This window comes from Polaribacter sp. M10 (genome assembly GCF_054968445.1).
This window is the reverse complement of record NZ_JBSSBG010000003.1, coordinates 85,346-104,063: the sequence shown is the minus strand read 5'-3', so window position 1 is coordinate 104,063 and position 18,718 is coordinate 85,346. Positions and strand designations below refer to the sequence as shown.

The following is an 18,718-nucleotide window of genomic DNA, read 5'->3' as shown; positions in this document are numbered from 1 at the left end:
AAAATTTAGTTAAAATAAGTGGTGAATTTACCCCAACCAACCTTCACGATCTAAACTTCTGTACTGAATGGCTTCAGCAATATGCTCTGGAGAAATATCTGTATCATTTGCCAAATCTGCAATAGTTCTTGCTACTTTTAAAATTCGATCATAAGCCCTTGCAGATAGGTTTAATTTTTCCATGGCTGTTTTTAAAAGCGATAAACTTTCTTCGGATAATTTACAGAATTCGCGTATTTGTTTCACATTCATTTGTGCATTATAATGTATGTTTTCTAGTGCTGCAAAACGTTCAGATTGAAGCTCTCTTGCTGCAGTAACTCGCTTTCTAATTTCTATAGAAGATTCTCCTTTTCTTTCTTCGGATAATTTTTCGAAAGGAACAGGTGTTACTTCGATATGAATATCAATTCTATCTAAAAGCGGTCCAGAAATTTTACTCAAATAACGTTGCATTTCTTGTGGGGTAGAAGTCATTGGACTATTTGGATCATTAAAAAAACCTGAAGGAGAAGGGTTCATACTTGCCACCAACATAAAAGAACAAGGATAGGTAACCGTAAATTTTGCTCTAGAAATGGTTACATCTCTATCTTCTAAAGGCTGACGCATAACTTCTAACACTTCTCGTTTAAACTCTGGCAATTCATCTAAAAACAAAACGCCATTATGAGATAATGAAATTTCTCCTGGTTTTGGATATTGCCCTCCTCCAACCAGAGCAACATTGCTAATTGTATGATGTGGACTACGAAAAGGTCTTTGAACCATTAATCCATTATTTTGAGTTTTACCCACTACAGAATGAATTTTTGTGGTTTCTAAAGCTTCGTGCAAAGTCATTGGTGGTAAAATACTTGGCAATCTTTTGGCAAGCATTGTTTTTCCAGACCCTGGAGGACCAATTAAAATAATATTATGGCCACCAGCTGCAGCAATTTCCATACAACGTTTTATAGATTCTTGCCCTTTAACATCAGAAAAATCAAATTCAGGAAAATCGATACTTTTATAAAATTCAGCTCTAGTATCTACAATAGTAGGTTCAATTTTAGCATCACCATTAAAATGATTGATGACCTCTAAAATATTATCAACTCCTAAAACTTCTAAATCGTTAACAATGGCAGCTTCTTTGGCGTTTTCTTTGGGTAAAATAAAGTGTTTAAAACCTTCTTCTCTGGCTTTTATTGCCATTGGTAAAACCCCTCTTATGGGTTGCAAACTTCCATCCAAAGAAAGTTCGCCCATAATAATATATTCGTTTATGTTATCAGATTGAATTTGATTTGAAGCTGCTAAAATTCCGACAGCTAAAGTTAAATCATAAGAAGCACCTTCTTTTCTGATATCAGCAGGTGCCATATTTATGATAATTTTTTTACCAGGAAGTTTGTAAGAATTGTTGTTTAAAGCAGCAGAAATTCTGTACGAACTTTCGCTAACGGCTTTGTCTGGTAAGCCAACAAGATGATAGCCTATACCTTTGTCTATGTTAACTTCTACAGTAATTGTTGTGGCTTCGATACCAAAAACAGCAGACCCAAAAACTTTAACAAGCATGCTTTTTTCTTTAAAAGTAAAAAAAATAAAGGCATAAAAAAAATGCAATCAAAAAAGATTGATTGCATTTCTATTTTATTGAGCTAGGTTTAAGCAGAATTTCTACTCGCATTAATATTACCAAATAAAGAACGCATCACCATTTTTTCGTAAACTTCTATTTCTTCTTCATTGCCCTCTTGCTTTTGCAATTCTTGAATTTTCTTTAAAGCATACTGCTGAATGGTTAACAATGGTAAAACAATGTTTTCTCTAATTTCGATAGATGCTTTGCCCACTGGGAAATTCTCCATTAACTCTTTATGACCTGTAAGTTTTAATAAAAGGCGTTTGGTGGTTTTATATTCTTCAAAAATTAGTTTCCAAAATTCACCAAATACTGGATCTTCTGCCATATAAGCAGTTAAACCAAAGAAAGATTTTGTTAAACTCATCATGCTATTTTCTAATAGTGTTTTAAAGAAATCTGATGAATTATAGAAATCTACAATTTCATTAAATCTACCTTCTTCTTCGTATTTCTTTAAGGCTGTACCAACACCAAAAAATCCTGGTACGTTTTGTTTTAACTGACTCCAACTACCTACAAAAGGTATTGCTCTTAGCTGAGAAAAATCTAAAGTATCAGAATTAGAACGTTTACTTGGTCTACTACCAATATTTGTTTTAGCGTAGTATTTTAAGGTACTCATTTGTTCTAAATAAGGTAAAAACTGAGGATGTTTCTTAAAGTCTACATAAGCTTGGTAGCTTGTTGCTGCTAAATCTTCTATAATTTCTCTATGATGATCGTTTAATTGATCTCTTGTAAATACTTCGTTTTTAATACCAGAACTTATTAATTGTTCTAAGTTGTATTGAGATGAATTTAATGTTCCAAAATTAGAACTAATTGTTTGTCCTTGTATGGTTAATTGAATTTCTTTGTCTTCTATTGTTGGTCCTAAAGAAGCATAAAATTGATGTGTTTTTCCTCCTCCACGTGCAGGTGGTCCTCCACGTCCGTCAAAGAAAATTACTTCAATATCAAATTCTCTAGATATTCTTGTTAAAGCTTCTTTTGCTTTAAAAATACCCCAATTTGCCATTAAATATCCACCATCTTTTGTTCCATCAGAAAAACCTAACATAATGGTTTGTTTATTTTTTCTTTTGGTTAAGTGGTATCTATAGGTTTTGTTGGTATATAAAATACGCATTACATCTTCTGCATTTTCTAAATCTTCTACAGTTTCAAAAAGTGGAATTACATCTACAGGTAATTCATTTTCGAAACCACACAAATTAAGCATTGCAAAAGTTTCCATAACGTTTAATGCAGTTTGGTTGTTACTAATTATGTAACGATTTGCACCACGTTCTCCATTTCTTTGCTGTATTTCTTTTAATGCGTAAATAGATTCTATGGTTTTTACTGAAGTTTCATCAGATAAAATACTTGGGTCTATATTACCTTTAATTACAGATAAAATATTTATTTGTTCTTCTTCTGTTAGATTTAAATAATTATCAGGAAAAGTAGTATCACCTTGTTCTTGTAAATCTTTTACAATTTGAACAAATGCCTTGTGATGTACTCTACTATCTTGTCTAATATCTAAGGTTGCAAAATGGAAACCAAAGATTCTAACTTTATTGATAAAGTCATTCAATTCTTCTACAAACAGAGATTGATGTTTTTCTACAATAATTTCTCTGGCATTATACAATTCTTCTAAAAGAATTTTTTGAGAGAAATTAACTTTAGAATAACTTCTAACAACGTGTTTGTAAAGTCTTTTTTCTATTCGGACTAAAATATCTTGTACACCATCAAAAGTAAAACGTCTTTTAAGTCTTCTTACATCTCTGTAATAACTTCTTAAAATAGTTTGGCGCAATTTTTCTGCTACGTCTAAAGTTATTTTTGTAGTTACAAACGGATTTCCATCTCTATCTCCTCCTGGCCAAAAACCAAGGTCGATAATTTCGTTATCTATAGGTTTACCATCATAAATATGATGCTGAATATAGTTGTATATTTTTGGTACTGAATGATAAAATACATGCTCTAAATACCAAATTAAACTTACAGCCTCATCAAAAGGAGATGGTTTTTCTTTTTTATAAAAAGGAGTTTTACCTAATTGCGCTAATAATTTTTTAATTAAAAGCAAATCATCATTTTGTATGGCTTTATCTAAATCTGTGATTATTCCTAAAATGGATCCAGGATAAAACTGAGTAGGATGTGCTGTTAAAACAATACGTACTTTAAAATCTTCTAAATGCGCTTTTAATTCATCTTTTTTGTTACTTAAAAATGCAGTTTCTTTAGAGTTTCTTAAGGTACCAAAACCGTCCATATTATTTACAATAGGAAAAGCTGCATCTTCTATGGCATCAAACAAAACTACTTGACGTTCTATAAATTGAATAAAACGGAATAGCAGATCTGTTTTTTCTTTTTCTGTAGGATTTTCTTGGTATTTTTTAAAAAAATGTTCTACTATTTCAGTAGGGTTCTTTTCAAGTTTAAAACCAGTTTCACACACTTTATGTAGTAGAGGAAGTAATACTCCTGTATCATCAATTGTGTCGAAAGGAAGTGTGGTAAAAATACTATTGTAAATTTGGTATTTAGACAACACATTATCGTTAAATCTTGTCAATTTTGGTAATGCAGACATATTCTTTCGTTTTAGTGGTGTGAATTTACAAAAAACCAAAAATAAAGAACATAGATTTTTATTAAAAATGGCTTTAAAAATTACGAATACGATAGAAATTTTATTTAAATTTTCTAAAATGTTTAATTTCTATCGAACTCTATTCATTTTGTTATTTTCTGAGCCAAAATTTGAGGAATTTTTAAAAGAAGAGTTTTTCGTTTTTTAAAATTTTTTACTTTTCAAACGCTTGCAAACCTCTTTTTAACCAATTGTAAAAAGTGTCTCTATCTGTATATTGTTGTGGTGTGTTTAGAATTTCTAAATCTGGACTTAACAAAACATAATAAGGTTGTGATGCGTTTTTAAAATTAACAACCTGAAAAGTAGACCATTTATCACCAATTGTTTTTATTTTTTTAAGCTTACCATTTGCTTTTAAAAAGTCGAATTGTTGTGCTTTTGGTAATTGCTTATCATTATCATCTACATACAAAGAAATTAGAATATAATCTTCTTTTAAAGTTTGATAAATGTCTGGTTCGCTCCAAACATTTTCTTCCATTTTTCTACAATTTACACAGGCCCATCCTGTAAAATCTAATAAAATAGGCTTGTTAACTTCTGTTGCTTTTGCCAAACCTTCATCAAAATCTTTATAGCAATCTAAACCTAATGGGCAATCACTTTCTTGTTCGTAAATACTATAAAATTGTGGAGGAGGAAAACCACTTAATAAACTTAAATTCCAAGTAGGATTTTTTAAAACTCCAGGAGCAATATAAATGATAAACGCTATTGTTAAAACACCAAAAGAGATTCTAGAAAAAGATAGTTTTTTGATTGGAGAATCGTGTGGGAATTTAATTTTTGCAAACAAATACAAGGCTAATCCTATAAAAACAATCACCCAAATTCCGATGAAAACTTCACGTTTTAAAATATCCCAATGTGCAACTAAATCTGCATTCGATAAAAATTTAAAGGCCAATGCTAATTCTAAAAACCCTAAAACCACTTTGGTAGTGTTTAACCAACCACCAGATTTTGGCAATGAATTTAACCAATTTGGGAACAAGGCAAACAACGCAAAAGGCAAAGCCAAAGCCAAACCAAAACCAGACATTCCTGCAGTTAATTGTGTTGCTCCACCATCCGAAGTTAAGGAACCAGCTAATAAAGAACCTAAAATAGGGCCTGTACAAGAAAAAGAAACAATTGCTAAAGTTAATGCCATAAAAAAGATTCCAATAATTCCGCCAACAGAAGAAGCAGAATCCATTTTATTACCCCAAGAACTTGGTAAAGTTATTTCGTAAAAACCGAAAAAAGAAAACGCAAAAAACACTAAAACTGCAAAGAAGAAAATGTTCAACCAAACATTGGTAGAAATTGTATTTAAAATTTCTGGATCTAAATTGTCTAAAAAGTGAAAAGGTAAACTTAATAAGATGTAAATTAAAACGATAAATAAGCCGTACAAAATGGCATTAAAAATTCCTTTCTTTTTGTTTTCTGATTGTTTTGTGAAAAATGAAACCGTTAACGGAATCATAGGAAAAACACAAGGCGTTAATAATGCTAATAAACCACCTGCAAAACCAAGAAAAAAGATACTAAATAATCCGCTTGAACTTTCTGATTCTGCATCAGAAGTGTTTACTAAAAGTTCTGTGTTTTTTAAATTTAACTTTAATTGTTTGGTTAAAGCAGCACTTCTTTCATCAACAGTATTCTTAATTTTTATAGGGTTTTTGGTAAGTGAAACTGTAAAATCTTCATCGATATTAATACATGCAGTTTCACAAACTTGACCAAAGAAATTTAATTTTACTTGTGTAATTTTTTTGTTGAATAATTGAATTCTTTGGGTAATTGTTGCCTTCTCTTTAAAAACAACTTCTTCTACTTCCCAAACATCAGAATATTTTTTAAAAGTATCTTTTTCATCTGCTTTGCCAATTAATTTATAGCCAGTTTCGCCATCAGGAATAGTAATTTCTAAAGGTAAAGAAGCGCCATCAGGATTGTATTGTGAGTACAAATACCAACCTTTGTATAATTTTGCATTAAAAATAATATCGTACTCTGTGTCTGATATTTTTTTTACAGAAGTGGCAATGGTTATGGGCTCATTTTCAGTTTGTGCTTTTAAAACAAAAGCGGATAAAAAGATGAATAACGTGATGAATTTCTTCATTATAAGGTGGTAATTTTTAAATAATTTTTTGTGTTTTTGGTTGATGAAAAACGACGATCTTGCCTGTGGTTAATCACCCAAATAATTTTGTTATCTGCATTACAAAGTAACCAAGTTTGTTCTTTTTTTAAGAGCGAAAATTTTTCGTCTTTAAAGTATTTCCTCAGTTTCTTTTTTCCTAGCATTCCTGTTGGATAAAGATAGTCTCCATTTTTCCATTTTCTAACAAGTAAAGGGTATTTTAACAAATCTTTATCAATGTAAATTGTTTGCTTGTTTTCGATAGATTTTTCACTAATATCTTCTAAAACTAAATGAATTGGAGTTGTTATTTCTGATTGATCATTCTGTATTTCAAATAGCATTTCTAGCGAAGTTGACAAGTCTAATTTCGATACAATTAAAAAAGTTCTATCTTTTAATAGTCGATGCGTTTTAGAAAAAACTTGTTTACCAGATTGTGCCGATAATAAAGCGTAAACATCATTCCATTCTGTAAAATTATACTCCTTTAAAAGTTGGTATAAATAAGCTTTTGGATTAGAAAGTTGATGGATTTTATCAATATTAATTCTTAGTATTTCGATTGTATTAGAAATATCTTTTTTAATAATTTTTGATGAAATATCTTCAATGCGATCTTCGATAATTTGTTGAGATTCTTGTAAATTTTCTAAAGATTTGGCAAAAGTTTCTAACAAACTCGGGTTGATTTCCTTTAAAACAGGCACTACTTGATGCCTAATTTTATTGCGTATATATTTGGTTGATGCGTTGCTTGCATCTTCTCTCCAAGCAATATTGTTTTCTTTTGCATAATTCAGAATTTCATCCCTAGAAAAAGGTAAAAGTGGACGAACAATATTTCCGTTTATTTTTGGGATGCCTGTAAAACCATCTAAACCAGAACCTCTTGTTAGGTTAATTAGAAAAGTTTCTAAATTATCATCTGCATGATGTGCTGTTAAAACATAATCGAAATGATGTGTTTCTATCAACTCTTTAAACCAATTGTAACGTAATTCTCTTGCTGCAATTTGAGTAGAAAGTTTGTTTTCTTTGGCAAAATTTAAAGTATCAAATTGAATTGTAAAAATCGGATTGTTGTTTGTTTTGGCAAGTTTTTTTAGAAACTCTTCATCTAAATCGCTTTCTTTTTCTCTAAGCTTAAAATTGCAATGTGCTAAAGAAATGTCTATTTTTAATTGATAAAAAAGATGATGAAGAACAACAGAATCTATACCTCCAGAAATGGCAAGTAATAAGTTTTTATCCTTTAAAAAAGGTAAATTTTTAGTGATATGTTCTTTGAATTTCTGAAGCATTTACGCATCAAAAATACGCAATTCTTGTCATTTAAATTTTAGAATTCAACCAGTTTACAACATCTTGCAGCATTTCTTCTTGGCAAAGATCATTATGCAATTCATGGTAACCACCTTTGTACAATTTTAAAGTAGCAAATTCTGAATTATTTGCAAATTCTTCTGTGCCTTTATAATCGATAATTTTATCATCTGTTCCATGTAAAAGATACATTGGGGTTTGTAATTTGTTTGCATTTTCTATAGCCCAATTGCCAGTTTCTATAAAGGTTAGCGAAAAATTAGGACTAATTTTATCGTGCACTAAATCATCATTTTTGTATTTTTCAACTTCTGTTTGATCTCTAGAAATATGATTTACATTTAATTCATTACTCAACGTAATTGAGGGTGCAATTTTTTGTAAAATTTTACCAGCTGCCAATTTTATTTTTGGTGGTTGAAAAGCTAATTTTAAAAACGGACTTGTTGCAATAACTCCTTTTAATGAATGCTTTTTTCTTAAGGTATAATTGATAACTGCATTGCCACCCATAGAATGGCCATACAAGAAAATAGGTTTTTCAGGATATAATTCTTTTGCTTTCTCAATTGTTTTTGAAATGCTTTCTAGAACCGCTTCAAAATTGGGATTATGACCTCTTTTGCCTTCCGTTTTTCCATGGCCAAAATGATCAAAAGCAACAACAGCAAAATCATTTTCAGTTAATTTTTTTGCAACGTGTTTGTAACGATTAGAATGTTCTCCCATTCCATGTGCTAAAACCACAACAGCTTTGGTTTCTTTTCCTTGCCAATATCGACCGTAAAATTCAGTATTATAAATAGTAAAATTGAATTCTTTTTGAGTCATAATTATTGCTTTTTTAACCAAACACGAAGCTCTTTTTTTAAAGACTGTTCTGGTTTTGGTAATGGAATGGTTTTACCCAACTGTTTACTCCTGTTAAATTTAGAAAATGAAATTTTGAGCTGCTTCCAGTCATCAGGATATTTATTTAAAAAACTCCTAAACATGGTTTGTTCTGTTTTTTTATCCTGTAAACTATCAAAAATATTTTGAAATTTTTCTTCTTTGTTTGTAATCATCTTGTAAAGATATAAATATAAAAGTATATCTCTATAGGCTATTATACAATAGCATTTCACAAAAAAGAATTCAATTTATACAGCAAATATTAAGTGTTTTGATTTGCTAAAACCTCATTTACTGCAGTTGCAATTTGTTTGGCTTGTAAGGCAATATTTTCGGCATTAAAAACTACATCATTTTCTCTTTGCACAAGTACAGGACTTATGTTTTTGGCAATGTCGATAACGAGTTTTTTATATTCCTTTTCTGATAATTTTGTAGTCATCATTTTTATTGCAAGATATTTTAGAACAAACAAAATTTGTTTATCTAAAAATTAAGGAATTGTAAAATTATTTAGAATTTAGCAATACGTATTTCATTGCTTTTGCCTTCAATAAACATTCTTCATACTCTTTTTCTGGCACAGATTTTACTGTAATTGCACTACCAACAGAATAAGAAATGTACTTTTTTTCTTCGTTATACAAAATACTTCTAATCACTACATTAAAATCGAAATCGCCATCTGGAGTAATATAACCCACAGCACCAGAATACAAACCACGCTTGGTTTCTTCTAAATTTTCAATCATTTTCATTGCAGCAAATTTTGGAGCGCCTGTCATGCTTCCCATAGGAAAAGTATCTTTTAACACGGTTACAGGATGTATATTTTCTTCAATTTCAGCAACCACAGTAGAAATCATTTGATGTACTTGTTTAAACGAATACACCTTGCATAATTCCTCTACTTTTACACTTCCTTTTTTTGCAGATTTAGATAAATCGTTTCTTACTAAATCTACAATCATTACATTTTCTGAGCGTTCTTTAATGTCTCTAGATAAATCTGATGCAATTTTATCATCATCAATTGTATTTCGTAAACGTTTTGCTGTACCTTTTATAGGCTGAGAAATTATTTTATTACCTTCTTTTTTAATATATCTTTCTGGTGATGCAGACAATAAATATTGATGTTCTATTTTTAGAAAAACAGCAAAAGGAGGTTCAGAAATTTTATTTAAATCTTGGTAAACTTTAATCGGATTTATGGTCGAATTTTCAGCATAAAATTCTTGACAAAAGTTGGCTTCATAAAGATCTCCGATTTTAATATGCTCTAAAAGTTGATTTACCTTTTGATGATATTCGTCTTTATGAATTCGTAGTTTTATTTTTATATCATTTTTAGATTTTAGATTTCTCGACTGCGCTCGAAATGACATTTTAGATATATCATCAAAATCACTTTCCATTTCATCATCAACCATTCTTAAATAATGGAATTCTACTGTATTACCTTTGATGAAAAACAGTTTTTGAGGCTGAAAAAAATACAAATCAGCAAAATCTAACCCATCAAAATTATTAGAAGAAAGTTGTTCAACATCATTCTTAACATCATAAGAAATATACCCAAAAATATAATCTTTAGTTGTGGTTTGATATTCTTCTAATTTATCGAAAGCATTAAAATAATCTGTTTTAATTGAGGTAAATTCTTCAACAGCCAAAGCACAATCGAAACTAGAATATTGTTGTTTGTAATTGTTAGAATCTAACCAAATTGCAGTTTCAAATTGTTGAGCCCATAACAACAAATGTTCTTTAAATTTTGGAACATTTTTAATAGAAAAAGATTTTATGGTTCTCTGCATTTCTTAAATTAAAAAGACCTCACAAGTTTTTAAAACCTGTGAGGTCTAGTATACTATTTTATAATTTTAAGCATTTAATGGTTTACCATCCCAAGCCGCTTTTGCAGCTTCTTTTACTGCCTCTGAATAGGTTGGGTGTCCATGACAAATTCTAGCTAAATCTTCTGCAGACGCTCTATATTCCATAGCAACTGCAGCTTCCATAATTAAATCTGCAACTCTTGCACCTACCATATGAACTCCTAAAACTTCATCAGTGTTTTTATCTGCTAAAACTTTTACAAAACCATCAATATCTCCACTTGCTCTAGATCTACCCAAAGCTCTCATAGAAAATTTACCAGATTTATAATCGATTTTTGCATCTTTTAATTCTTGCTCAGTCTTACCAACTGCAGCAACTTCTGGCCAAGTATACACAATACCAGGAATTAAATTATAATCAATATGTGGTTTTTCGCCAGCTAAATATTCTGCAACAACAACACCTTCTTCTTCAGCTTTATGTGCTAACATTGCACCTTTTACAACATCACCAATTGCATAAATGTTAGAAATATTTGTTTGTAAATGCTCATTTACATCAACTTGACCTCTTTCATTAACTTTTACACCAGCTTTTTCTAAACCTAAACCTTCTGTATACGCTTTTCTACCTACTGCAACTAAACAATAATCACCAGTAAAAGTTACTTCTTCACCTTTTTTATTATTGGCTTTTACAACAACTTCATCACCATTTCTTTCAACAGAAGTTACCCCTGTACTTACGTTAAATTTCATCCCTTGTTTCTTTAAAACTTTGGTAAGTTCTTTAGAAACATCAGTATCCATAGTTGGTGTAATTTTTGGAGCATATTCAATAACAGTTACGTCTGCACCTAATCTTTTGTACACAGAACCTAACTCTAAACCAATAACACCACCACCAATTACTAATAAATGTTTTGGTACTTCTTTTAATTTTAAAGCTTCTGTAGAAGTGATAATTCTTTCTTTATCAATGCTAATAAAAGGTAAGGTTGATGGTTTAGAACCAGTTGCAATAATAATATTTGAACCTTCTATTACTTCTGATGAATCGTCACTTTTTGTAATTTTTACGTGTGTAGCATCTTCAAAAGAACCTAAACCTTCGTAAACATCAATTTTGTTTTTATCCATTAAATACTTGATTCCTCCAGTTGTAGTTTCTACAACACTGGCTTTTCTTTCAACCATTTTTGAAAAATCAAAAGTTGGTTTTTCTATAGAAATACCATGCTCTTCAAAATGGTGAACAGCATCATAATAATGATGAGAAGAATCTAGCAATGCTTTAGAAGGAATACAACCCACGTTTAAACAGGTACCACCTAAAGTGCTATATTTTTCTATAATAGCAACTTTTTTACCTAATTGTGCTGCTCTAATTGCAGAAATATATCCTCCAGGTCCAGAACCAATAACAATAATATCGTACTTCATAATGTAATTTAATGGAAATTTGAAAAACAAAAATACATATATTTTTTAGAGAATACTATTCAAATTATGTAGATTTACAATTCTATAACTTTAATTTCTGTCTGATGAAAATACTAAAAAAAATAGGCCTTGTTTTACTTTTACTTTTGATAATAGCTCAATTTTTTGGTCCTGAAAAAAATGATGGTAATGGAGATACAGTTAACGCATTTATAGCAGAAACTAATCCGTCTGAAGAGGTGTTAGATATCTTAAAAACAAGTTGTTTCGATTGCCATTCTGCAAAAACAAATTACCCTTGGTATAACAACATTACACCTGTAAATTATTGGTTGGCAGAACATATTGAGGATGGAAAAAAACATTTAGATTTTTCGAATTGGAGCGAATATTCATTAAAAAGAAAAGAGCATAAAATGGATGAATTGTATGAAGAAGTTGAGAAAGGTGAAATGCCTTTAGATTCTTATACTTGGACGCATTCTGAAGCAAATTTAACACAAGAACAAATTAATGCAATTGTAACTTGGGGCAAAAAAGTACAGGCAGATTACAAGCAACAAATGACCGCAAAATAGTTGAAAAAACAATCTATTTTAATTATTGGTGCAGTTTGGGTAGAGCCCAATTCTTCTGCTGCTGGCAGTAGAATGTTGCAATTGATTGCACTTTTTTTAAAACATAATTTTACAATTACTTTTGCTGCTACTGCTCAAAAAAGTGAAAACGCTTTTAACCTAGATTCTTTAGGGATTGCAACAGTAGCTATTGAGCTGAATTCATCTTCGTTTGATGATTTTATTCAAAAATTAAACCCAAATATTGTTGTTTTTGATCGATTTATGATAGAAGAACAATTTGGTTGGCGAGTTGCAGAAAACTGCCCAAATGCTCTACGAATTTTAGATACAGAAGATTTACATTTTTTACGAAAAGTTAGACATCAACAATTAAAAAAAGGAGAGGAGTTTACTAACGAAGCTTTGTTAAAAGCCGATGAAACTAAAAGAGAAATTGCTTCTATTTTACGATGCGATTTGTCTTTAATTATATCAACTTATGAAATGGAATTGCTAAAATCTGTTTTTAAGGTTGATGAAAACCTACTTTATTATTTACCTTTTTTATTAGATAAGCTTGATGAACATCAAACAAAAAAATGGAAATTATTTGAGGAAAGAGAACATTTTGTTTTTATTGGAAACTTTTTTCACAAACCCAATGTTGATGCTGTACTCACTTTAAAAAATGAAGTTTGGGGAGAGATAAGAGCGTATTTGCCAAAAGCAGAACTTCATATTTATGGAGCATATGTAAATCAACAAATTGAGCAATTGCACAATACAAAAGACGGATTTCTAATTAAAGGTTTTGCAGAAAATTCAAGAGAAGTTGTTGAAAATGCAAGATTAGTATTAGCACCTTTGCGTTTTGGAGCAGGTATAAAAGGGAAATTGACAGAAGCCATGCTTTGTGGAACACCAAGTGTAACCACAACAATTGGGGCAGAGGGAATGTGTGGTAATTTTCCTTGGGCAGGTTTTATAGAAGATGATTTCTCAGATTTTGCATTAATTGCAACTCAATTATATAAAAGCAAATCTCTTTGGGAAAACGCACAATTAACTGGAGTGGAAATCATCAATCATATATATAATAAAGAAAAATTAGAAGGCCCTTTTATCAATAAAATAAAAGAAATTCAAAATAATTTAGAACAACACAGATCTCAGAATTTTTTAGGAAGCATGTTGCAACATCAAACATTACAAGCAACTAAGTTTATGAGTAAATGGATAGAGGCTAAAAATAAGAGTTAATTACAAAATTTCAATTACGAATTATGAAAACGAATAACCATAAATCGTAATTGAAAATTATTAATTTGTAATTATATAAGTCCTGCTCTTCTTAATAAAGCTTCTGGTTTTGGTTCTTGACCTCTAAAGCGTTTGTACAATTCCATTGGTTTTACAGTTCCGCCTTTAGACAGTACATTTTCTTTAAATTTTGTAGCTACTTCTTTGTTAAAAATTCCTTCTTCTAAGAAATATTCAAAAGCATCAGCATCTAAAACTTCTGCCCATTTGTATGAATAATATCCTGCAGAATATCCACCTTGAAAAATATGAGAAAATGCTGTACTCATACAGTTTTCTGCAACATCAGGATACAATCTGGTTTCAGAAAAAGCATCAATTTCAAAATCTTTTACAGAAGTAATTTCTGATGGATCTTCTGAGTGCCATTTCATGTCTAAAAGTCCGAAACTCAATTGACGTAAAGTTTGCATTCCTTCATGAAAACTTGCAGATTCTTTAATCTTTTCTACATATTTCATAGGGATAACTTCACCTGTTTCGTAATGTTTTGCAAACAATTCTAAAGCTTCTTTTTCATAACACCAGTTTTCTAAAACCTGACTTGGTAATTCAACAAAATCCCAAGAAACAGAAGTACCAGACAAACTGTTGTAAGTGGTATTTGCTAACATGCCATGCAAAGCGTGGCCAAACTCGTGAAACAAAGTTGTAACCTCGTTAAATGTTAATAAAGAGGGTTTTGTAGCTGTGGGTTTTGTAAAATTACACACAATAGAAACGTGAGGTCTTTCGTTTACTCCGTTTTTAATTTGTTGTGATTTGTAACTCGTCATCCAAGCACCATTTCTTTTGCCTTTTCTAGGATGATAATCCGCATAAAAAACAGCAATAAAATTACCATCATTGTCAGTTACGTTATAGGTTTTTACCTCTGGATGATATTTTTCGATGGTATCTACTTCTTCAAAATTTAAATCGTACAAACGATTTGCAATTTCAAAAACCCCATCAATTACATTTTCTAATTTAAAATAAGGCTTTAAAACCTCTTGATCTAAATCAAATAATTCTTTCTTTAATTTTTCTGAATAATAAGCACCATCCCATTTTTGGAGTTGATCTATTCCGTCTAAATTTTTAGCATATTTTTCTAAATTTTCAAATTCTTTTTGGGCAGCAGGTTTTGCTTTTGCCAATAAATTGTTGGAAAATTCAATTACTTTTTCTGGAGATTCTGCCATTCGTTCTTCTAAAACAAAATGAGCATGCGTTTTATATCCCAATAAATTTGCTCTTTGCTGACGTAAGTTTACAATTTCTAAAACTATTTTTTCGTTGTTAAACTCATTGTCTTGAAACGCTTTTTTACCAGCTGCAATTGCCATTTTTTTGCGCAATTCCCTATTGTCTGCATACGTTAAAAAAGGAATGTAACTTGGGTAATGCAGCGTAAAAATATAACCTTCTTTATTGTGTTCTTGTGCCAATTGTTGAGCAGCTTCTTTTGCAGATTCTGGTAAGCCAGAAACATCTTCTTCATTGGTTAAATGCAGTTCGAAAGCATTGGTTTCTGCCAATACATTTTCGCCAAATTGTAAAGATAATTTAGATAGTTTTGAGTCTATTTCTCTTAATTTCGATTTTTTATCATCACTTAAATTTGCACCATTTCTAGCAAAACCTTTGTATTGCTTTTCTAACAACATTTGTTGTTCTGGTGTTAAATCTAAATTTTTTCTATCATCAAAAACAGCTTTTACTCTTTCAAAAAGGGCTTCGTTTAAAGTGATATCATTTTTAAATTCACTTAACCAAGGCGAAACTTCTTGAGCAATTTTCTGAATAGCATCATTCGTTTCAGCAGAATTTAAATTAAAAAAGATAGAAGTAATACGATTCAGTTTTTCACCAGTAAAATCTAGAGCAACAGTAGTATTTTCAAAAGTTGGTGCTTCTGTATTATTAACAATTTCGTCTATTTCTGCTTTTGCAATTTCTATCCCTTTTTTGATAGCTGGCTTATAATCATCAGAAGATATTTTTGTAAACGGAGCTGTATTAAAATCTTGTAAAAGTGGGTTCATTCTGTTATGTTCAATGTTTAAAATTTAATATTCAATGGTAACTTTGAATCCTGAACTATTAATTTTGAATTTTTTTAGCGGCTTTTTCAACTTTAAGTTTTAAGCCTTCTTTGTAAGCGATAATTTTATCTAAAACACATTTATCTGAAGCACCAATAATTTGAGCTGCTAAAATACCTGCATTTTTTGCACCATCTAAAGCTACAGTTGCAACTGGCACACCTCCTGGCATTTGTAATATTGATAAAACAGAATCCCAACCATCTATAGAATTTCTGCTTTTTACAGGAACTCCAATTACAGGTAAAGGACTCATACTTGCCACCATTCCTGGTAAATGAGCTGCACCTCCTGCACCAGCAATAATTGCTTTTATACCTCTTTTGTGTGCATTTTTAGAATAGTCGAATAATTTTTCTGGAGTTCTATGAGCAGATACAATATCTACTTCTATTTGTATGTCAAAACTTTCTAAAATGTCTATTGCTTCTTGCATTATTGGAAGATCTGAATCGCTTCCCATTATTATTCCTATCATAATTATTTGCTTATCACTCTAATCGTTTCTTTAACTTTTTGTGCTATTTCTCTAGCTTTATCAATATCAGAATTCACAATGGTTACATGTCCCATTTTTCTGAATGGACGCGTTTCTTTCTTTCCGTAAATATGAGGCGTAACTCCATCAATTTTTAGAATGTCGTTTAAGTTTTTATAGATTACATCACCAGAAAAACCTTCTTCTCCAACAAGGTTTACCATTATTCCTGCTACTTTACTTTCTGTGTTTCCTAAAGGAAGATTTAAAATAGAACGTAAATGTTGCTCAAATTGATTGGTATAACTGGCTTCTATAGAGTAATGACCAGAATTATGTGGTCTTGGAGCAACTTCGTTTACCAATATTTTATCGTCTACTGTTTGAAACATTTCTACAGCCAATAAACCTACAAAATCTAATTCACTAACTACTTTTAACGCTATTTCTCTTGCCTTTTCTGCAACTTTAAAATCGATTCTTGCTGGGCAAATTACATACTCAACTTGATTTGCTTCTGGATGAAATTCCATTTCTACAACTGGATAAGTAGATAGTTCTCCATCAGAATTTCTAGCCACAATAACTGCTAATTCATTTTTAAACGGAATTAACTTTTCTGTAATGCATTCTACATTGGGTAAACTGTGTAAATCTTCTACATTTCTTACAATTTTTACGCCATTTCCATCATAACCAAAACGTGCAGCTTTCCAAACAAAAGGAAAATCGATAATATTGTTTTCAAAAGAATGCTTTAATTCTTCTAAATATGCATAATGAGAAAATTCTGCTGTTGGTATTTGATGATCTATATAAAAATTTTTCTGTCTTGCTTTACTTTGAATAATTCTTAAATCTTTTGGCTTTGGATAAATGGTTAAACCTTCGTCTTCCAATTTATCTAAAGCATCTAAATTTACGTTTTCAATTTCTATGGTTAATAAATCTACAGTTTTCCCAAAATTGTAAACTGCATCAAAATCTAATAAATCTCCAATAACAAATGTGTTGCAAATTTCTGCACAAGGTGCAGTTGCACTACTATCTAAAATTGAAGTATGAATGTCGAATTTTTGAGTTTCTGCTAACAACATTCTACCTAGCTGACCACCACCTAAAACGCCTAATTTAAAGTCTGAAGAAAAATAATTTTTCACGATAATTGTAATTGTATTTTAGCAAAAATAAGCATCTAAAAGCTAAGAAACTATTAAAAATTACTGATTCGAATTGTAGAACCATTTCTAGTTACATTATACTCAATTGCAGGGCATTGATAACCTTCTGTTTGTGGTGCGCCACCAAAATCTACACTGTAAGTACTATCATCGCAAGTACATTTTAAAAGTCGGTTTTCAAATATCATTGGAGCTGTGCAATTATTTGCAGGGCATAATCTATCAAAAGCAACAAAATCACTTCCGTTTTTATTAAATAAAAGTATTCCTTTACTTAAACCACCAGAGCTTGGTAACTCTGCATAACCCCCAGGAGTTTGTGCATTTATAAGTCCAGGATTGTTTAAATCTGTAGCTGTACTTAAGCTAAAAGACCTAATGCAGCCTTCTAAATTAGTTGTATCTGAGCAGTTTATAAAAGAGACGAAACACGTGAAAAGCACTAATTTTTTGAGCATTATGGATTTCAGTTTAATTAAAAACGCTGGCAATTTACAAATATTTTGTACATTTGTAATACAATCTCATTCCTGTGAAGGCAATGAGATTTTTTAAATTTAACCCATAATGGGTTTTAAGAAATAATTGTATTATCTCTTTTTTGATAAATTGTATGTTTTGCAAAGAAAAGGATAAGTTTTAAAAACAAAGAAAATGAGCGAAATTTCATATTATTCTCCAGAAGGATTAAAAAAGTTAAAAGAAGAATTGCATCAACTAGAACAAGTTGAAAGACCTAGAGTTACTCAAGAAATTGCGGATGCCAGAGATAAAGGTGATTTGAGTGAAAATGCGGAATACCATGCAGCAAAAGAAGAACAATCTCACTTAGAAACAAAAATTGCCAAATTAAAAAATATAGTAGCAAATGCACGTATTTTAGATGAAAGTCAGTTAGATACCTCTAAAATATTAATTCATTCTAATGTAAAAATTAAAAATACAAGTAATGGAATGGAGTTTTCTTACAGATTAGTTGCAGATTCTGAAACTGATGTTAGAAATGGAAAACTGTCTGTAAATTCGCCAATTGGTAAAGGTTTATTAGGTAAAAAAGTTGGAGAAATTGCAGAAATTAAAGTTCCAAATGGAATTATGAAATTTGAAATTGTTGAGATTTCTAGATAATTTTATTTGAAGCTATTTCCTGCTT

The 18,718-nt window shown here is 30.5% G+C and carries 16 protein-coding genes; 3 read left to right on the top strand and 13 right to left on the bottom strand.

The features are described 5' to 3' along the window. Positions 1 to 27 precede the first annotated feature (27 nt). The 9 genes from ACWYN7_RS05140 to lpdA form a co-directional block, all read right to left on the bottom strand. Positions 28 to 1,563, bottom strand: a complete 1,536-nt coding sequence (locus ACWYN7_RS05140) for a YifB family Mg chelatase-like AAA ATPase (RefSeq protein ID WP_462858777.1) — start codon at positions 1,561 to 1,563, stop codon at positions 28 to 30. Between the two features lie 89 nt (positions 1,564 to 1,652). After that, positions 1,653 to 4,232 carry a phosphoenolpyruvate carboxylase gene (locus ACWYN7_RS05135; RefSeq protein ID WP_462858776.1) on the bottom strand — a complete coding sequence of 860 codons (2,580 nt, stop codon included), beginning with the start codon at positions 4,230 to 4,232 and terminating at the stop codon, positions 1,653 to 1,655. 214 nt (positions 4,233 to 4,446) lie between these two features. Beyond that, the gene (locus tag ACWYN7_RS05130; protein ID WP_462858775.1) at positions 4,447 to 6,411 is read right to left on the bottom strand and encodes a protein-disulfide reductase DsbD family protein; all 1,965 of its coding nucleotides are present in this window, start codon (positions 6,409 to 6,411) and stop codon (positions 4,447 to 4,449) included. Further along, a complete protein-coding gene (gene tilS / locus ACWYN7_RS05125) occupies positions 6,411 to 7,736 on the bottom strand; it encodes a tRNA lysidine(34) synthetase TilS (protein ID WP_462858774.1) in 1,326 nt (441 codons plus the stop codon). Before tilS ends, ACWYN7_RS05130 begins: the two co-directional genes overlap by 1 nt. A 31-nt stretch (positions 7,737 to 7,767) precedes the next feature. After that, a complete protein-coding gene (locus ACWYN7_RS05120) occupies positions 7,768 to 8,589 on the bottom strand; it encodes an alpha/beta hydrolase (protein WP_462858773.1) in 822 nt (273 codons plus the stop codon). 2 nt (positions 8,590 to 8,591) lie between these two features. Beyond that, complete coding sequence (locus ACWYN7_RS05115) at positions 8,592 to 8,825, bottom strand: hypothetical protein (RefSeq protein ID WP_462858772.1); 234 nt, start codon at positions 8,823 to 8,825, stop codon at positions 8,592 to 8,594. Between the two features lie 89 nt (positions 8,826 to 8,914). Next, on the bottom strand, positions 8,915 to 9,094 hold the full coding sequence (locus ACWYN7_RS05110) for a hypothetical protein (protein WP_462858770.1): 180 nt from the start codon (positions 9,092 to 9,094) through the stop codon (positions 8,915 to 8,917). Positions 9,095 to 9,161: 67 nt separating this feature from the next. Then, on the bottom strand, positions 9,162 to 10,472 hold the full coding sequence (locus ACWYN7_RS05105) for an anthranilate synthase component I family protein (RefSeq protein WP_462858769.1): 1,311 nt from the start codon (positions 10,470 to 10,472) through the stop codon (positions 9,162 to 9,164). A gap of 66 nt (positions 10,473 to 10,538) precedes the next feature. Continuing rightward, positions 10,539 to 11,939: a dihydrolipoyl dehydrogenase gene (lpdA, locus tag ACWYN7_RS05100; RefSeq protein WP_462858768.1), complete on the bottom strand. Its 1,401-nt coding sequence runs from the start codon at positions 11,937 to 11,939 to the stop codon at positions 10,539 to 10,541. Positions 11,940 to 12,043: 104 nt separating this feature from the next. Here lpdA and ACWYN7_RS05095 point away from each other — a divergent pair, with 104 nt between their 5' ends. Further along, positions 12,044 to 12,517, top strand: a complete 474-nt coding sequence (locus tag ACWYN7_RS05095) for a heme-binding domain-containing protein (RefSeq protein ID WP_462858767.1) — start codon at positions 12,044 to 12,046, stop codon at positions 12,515 to 12,517. Beyond that, a complete protein-coding gene (locus ACWYN7_RS05090) occupies positions 12,518 to 13,759 on the top strand; it encodes a glycosyltransferase (RefSeq protein ID WP_462858766.1) in 1,242 nt (413 codons plus the stop codon). Positions 13,760 to 13,830: 71 nt separating this feature from the next. On the opposite strand, the gene ACWYN7_RS05085 is transcribed toward ACWYN7_RS05090, so the two are convergent. The 4 genes from ACWYN7_RS05085 to ACWYN7_RS05070 are packed head-to-tail and all read right to left on the bottom strand — an operon-like array spanning position 13,831 to position 18,023. Beyond that, positions 13,831 to 15,846 (bottom strand): M3 family metallopeptidase, encoded by a 2,016-nt coding sequence (locus tag ACWYN7_RS05085; protein WP_462858765.1) that lies wholly within the window; start codon positions 15,844 to 15,846, stop codon positions 13,831 to 13,833. Positions 15,847 to 15,904: 58 nt separating this feature from the next. Then, complete coding sequence (purE, locus tag ACWYN7_RS05080) at positions 15,905 to 16,384, bottom strand: 5-(carboxyamino)imidazole ribonucleotide mutase (RefSeq protein ID WP_462858764.1); 480 nt, start codon at positions 16,382 to 16,384, stop codon at positions 15,905 to 15,907. A 2-nt stretch (positions 16,385 to 16,386) separates the two neighbouring features. Further along, positions 16,387 to 17,544 carry a 5-(carboxyamino)imidazole ribonucleotide synthase gene (locus tag ACWYN7_RS05075; protein ID WP_462858763.1) on the bottom strand — a complete coding sequence of 386 codons (1,158 nt, stop codon included), beginning with the start codon at positions 17,542 to 17,544 and terminating at the stop codon, positions 16,387 to 16,389. Between the two features lie 53 nt (positions 17,545 to 17,597). After that, positions 17,598 to 18,023: a phosphoribosylaminoimidazole carboxylase gene (locus ACWYN7_RS05070; RefSeq protein WP_462858762.1), complete on the bottom strand. Its 426-nt coding sequence runs from the start codon at positions 18,021 to 18,023 to the stop codon at positions 17,598 to 17,600. Between the two features lie 196 nt (positions 18,024 to 18,219). Here ACWYN7_RS05070 and greA point away from each other — a divergent pair, with 196 nt between their 5' ends. Further along, complete coding sequence (greA, locus tag ACWYN7_RS05065) at positions 18,220 to 18,693, top strand: transcription elongation factor GreA (protein WP_462858761.1); 474 nt, start codon at positions 18,220 to 18,222, stop codon at positions 18,691 to 18,693. Positions 18,694 to 18,718: the final 25 nt, after the last annotated feature.

What these genes read in the sequence shown, in the direction of transcription:
- ACWYN7_RS05140 (WP_462858777.1), bottom strand. Translation starts at nt 1,563, where the DNA reads ATGCTTGTTAAAGTTTTTGGGTCTGCTGTTTTTGGTATCGAAGCCACA.
- ACWYN7_RS05135 (WP_462858776.1), bottom strand. Translation starts at nt 4,232, where the DNA reads ATGTCTGCATTACCAAAATTGACAAGATTTAACGATAATGTGTTGTCT.
- ACWYN7_RS05130 (WP_462858775.1), bottom strand. Translation starts at nt 6,411, where the DNA reads ATGAAGAAATTCATCACGTTATTCATCTTTTTATCCGCTTTTGTTTTA.
- tilS (WP_462858774.1), bottom strand. Translation starts at nt 7,736, where the DNA reads ATGCTTCAGAAATTCAAAGAACATATCACTAAAAATTTACCTTTTTTA.
- ACWYN7_RS05120 (WP_462858773.1), bottom strand. Translation starts at nt 8,589, where the DNA reads ATGACTCAAAAAGAATTCAATTTTACTATTTATAATACTGAATTTTAC.
- ACWYN7_RS05115 (WP_462858772.1), bottom strand. Translation starts at nt 8,825, where the DNA reads ATGATTACAAACAAAGAAGAAAAATTTCAAAATATTTTTGATAGTTTA.
- ACWYN7_RS05110 (WP_462858770.1), bottom strand. Translation starts at nt 9,094, where the DNA reads ATGACTACAAAATTATCAGAAAAGGAATATAAAAAACTCGTTATCGAC.
- ACWYN7_RS05105 (WP_462858769.1), bottom strand. Translation starts at nt 10,472, where the DNA reads ATGCAGAGAACCATAAAATCTTTTTCTATTAAAAATGTTCCAAAATTT.
- lpdA (WP_462858768.1), bottom strand. Translation starts at nt 11,939, where the DNA reads ATGAAGTACGATATTATTGTTATTGGTTCTGGACCTGGAGGATATATT.
- ACWYN7_RS05095 (WP_462858767.1), top strand. Translation starts at nt 12,044, where the DNA reads ATGAAAATACTAAAAAAAATAGGCCTTGTTTTACTTTTACTTTTGATA.
- ACWYN7_RS05085 (WP_462858765.1), bottom strand. Translation starts at nt 15,846, where the DNA reads ATGAACCCACTTTTACAAGATTTTAATACAGCTCCGTTTACAAAAATA.
- purE (WP_462858764.1), bottom strand. Translation starts at nt 16,384, where the DNA reads ATGATAGGAATAATAATGGGAAGCGATTCAGATCTTCCAATAATGCAA.
- ACWYN7_RS05070 (WP_462858762.1), bottom strand. Translation starts at nt 18,023, where the DNA reads ATGCTCAAAAAATTAGTGCTTTTCACGTGTTTCGTCTCTTTTATAAAC.
- greA (WP_462858761.1), top strand. Translation starts at nt 18,220, where the DNA reads ATGAGCGAAATTTCATATTATTCTCCAGAAGGATTAAAAAAGTTAAAA.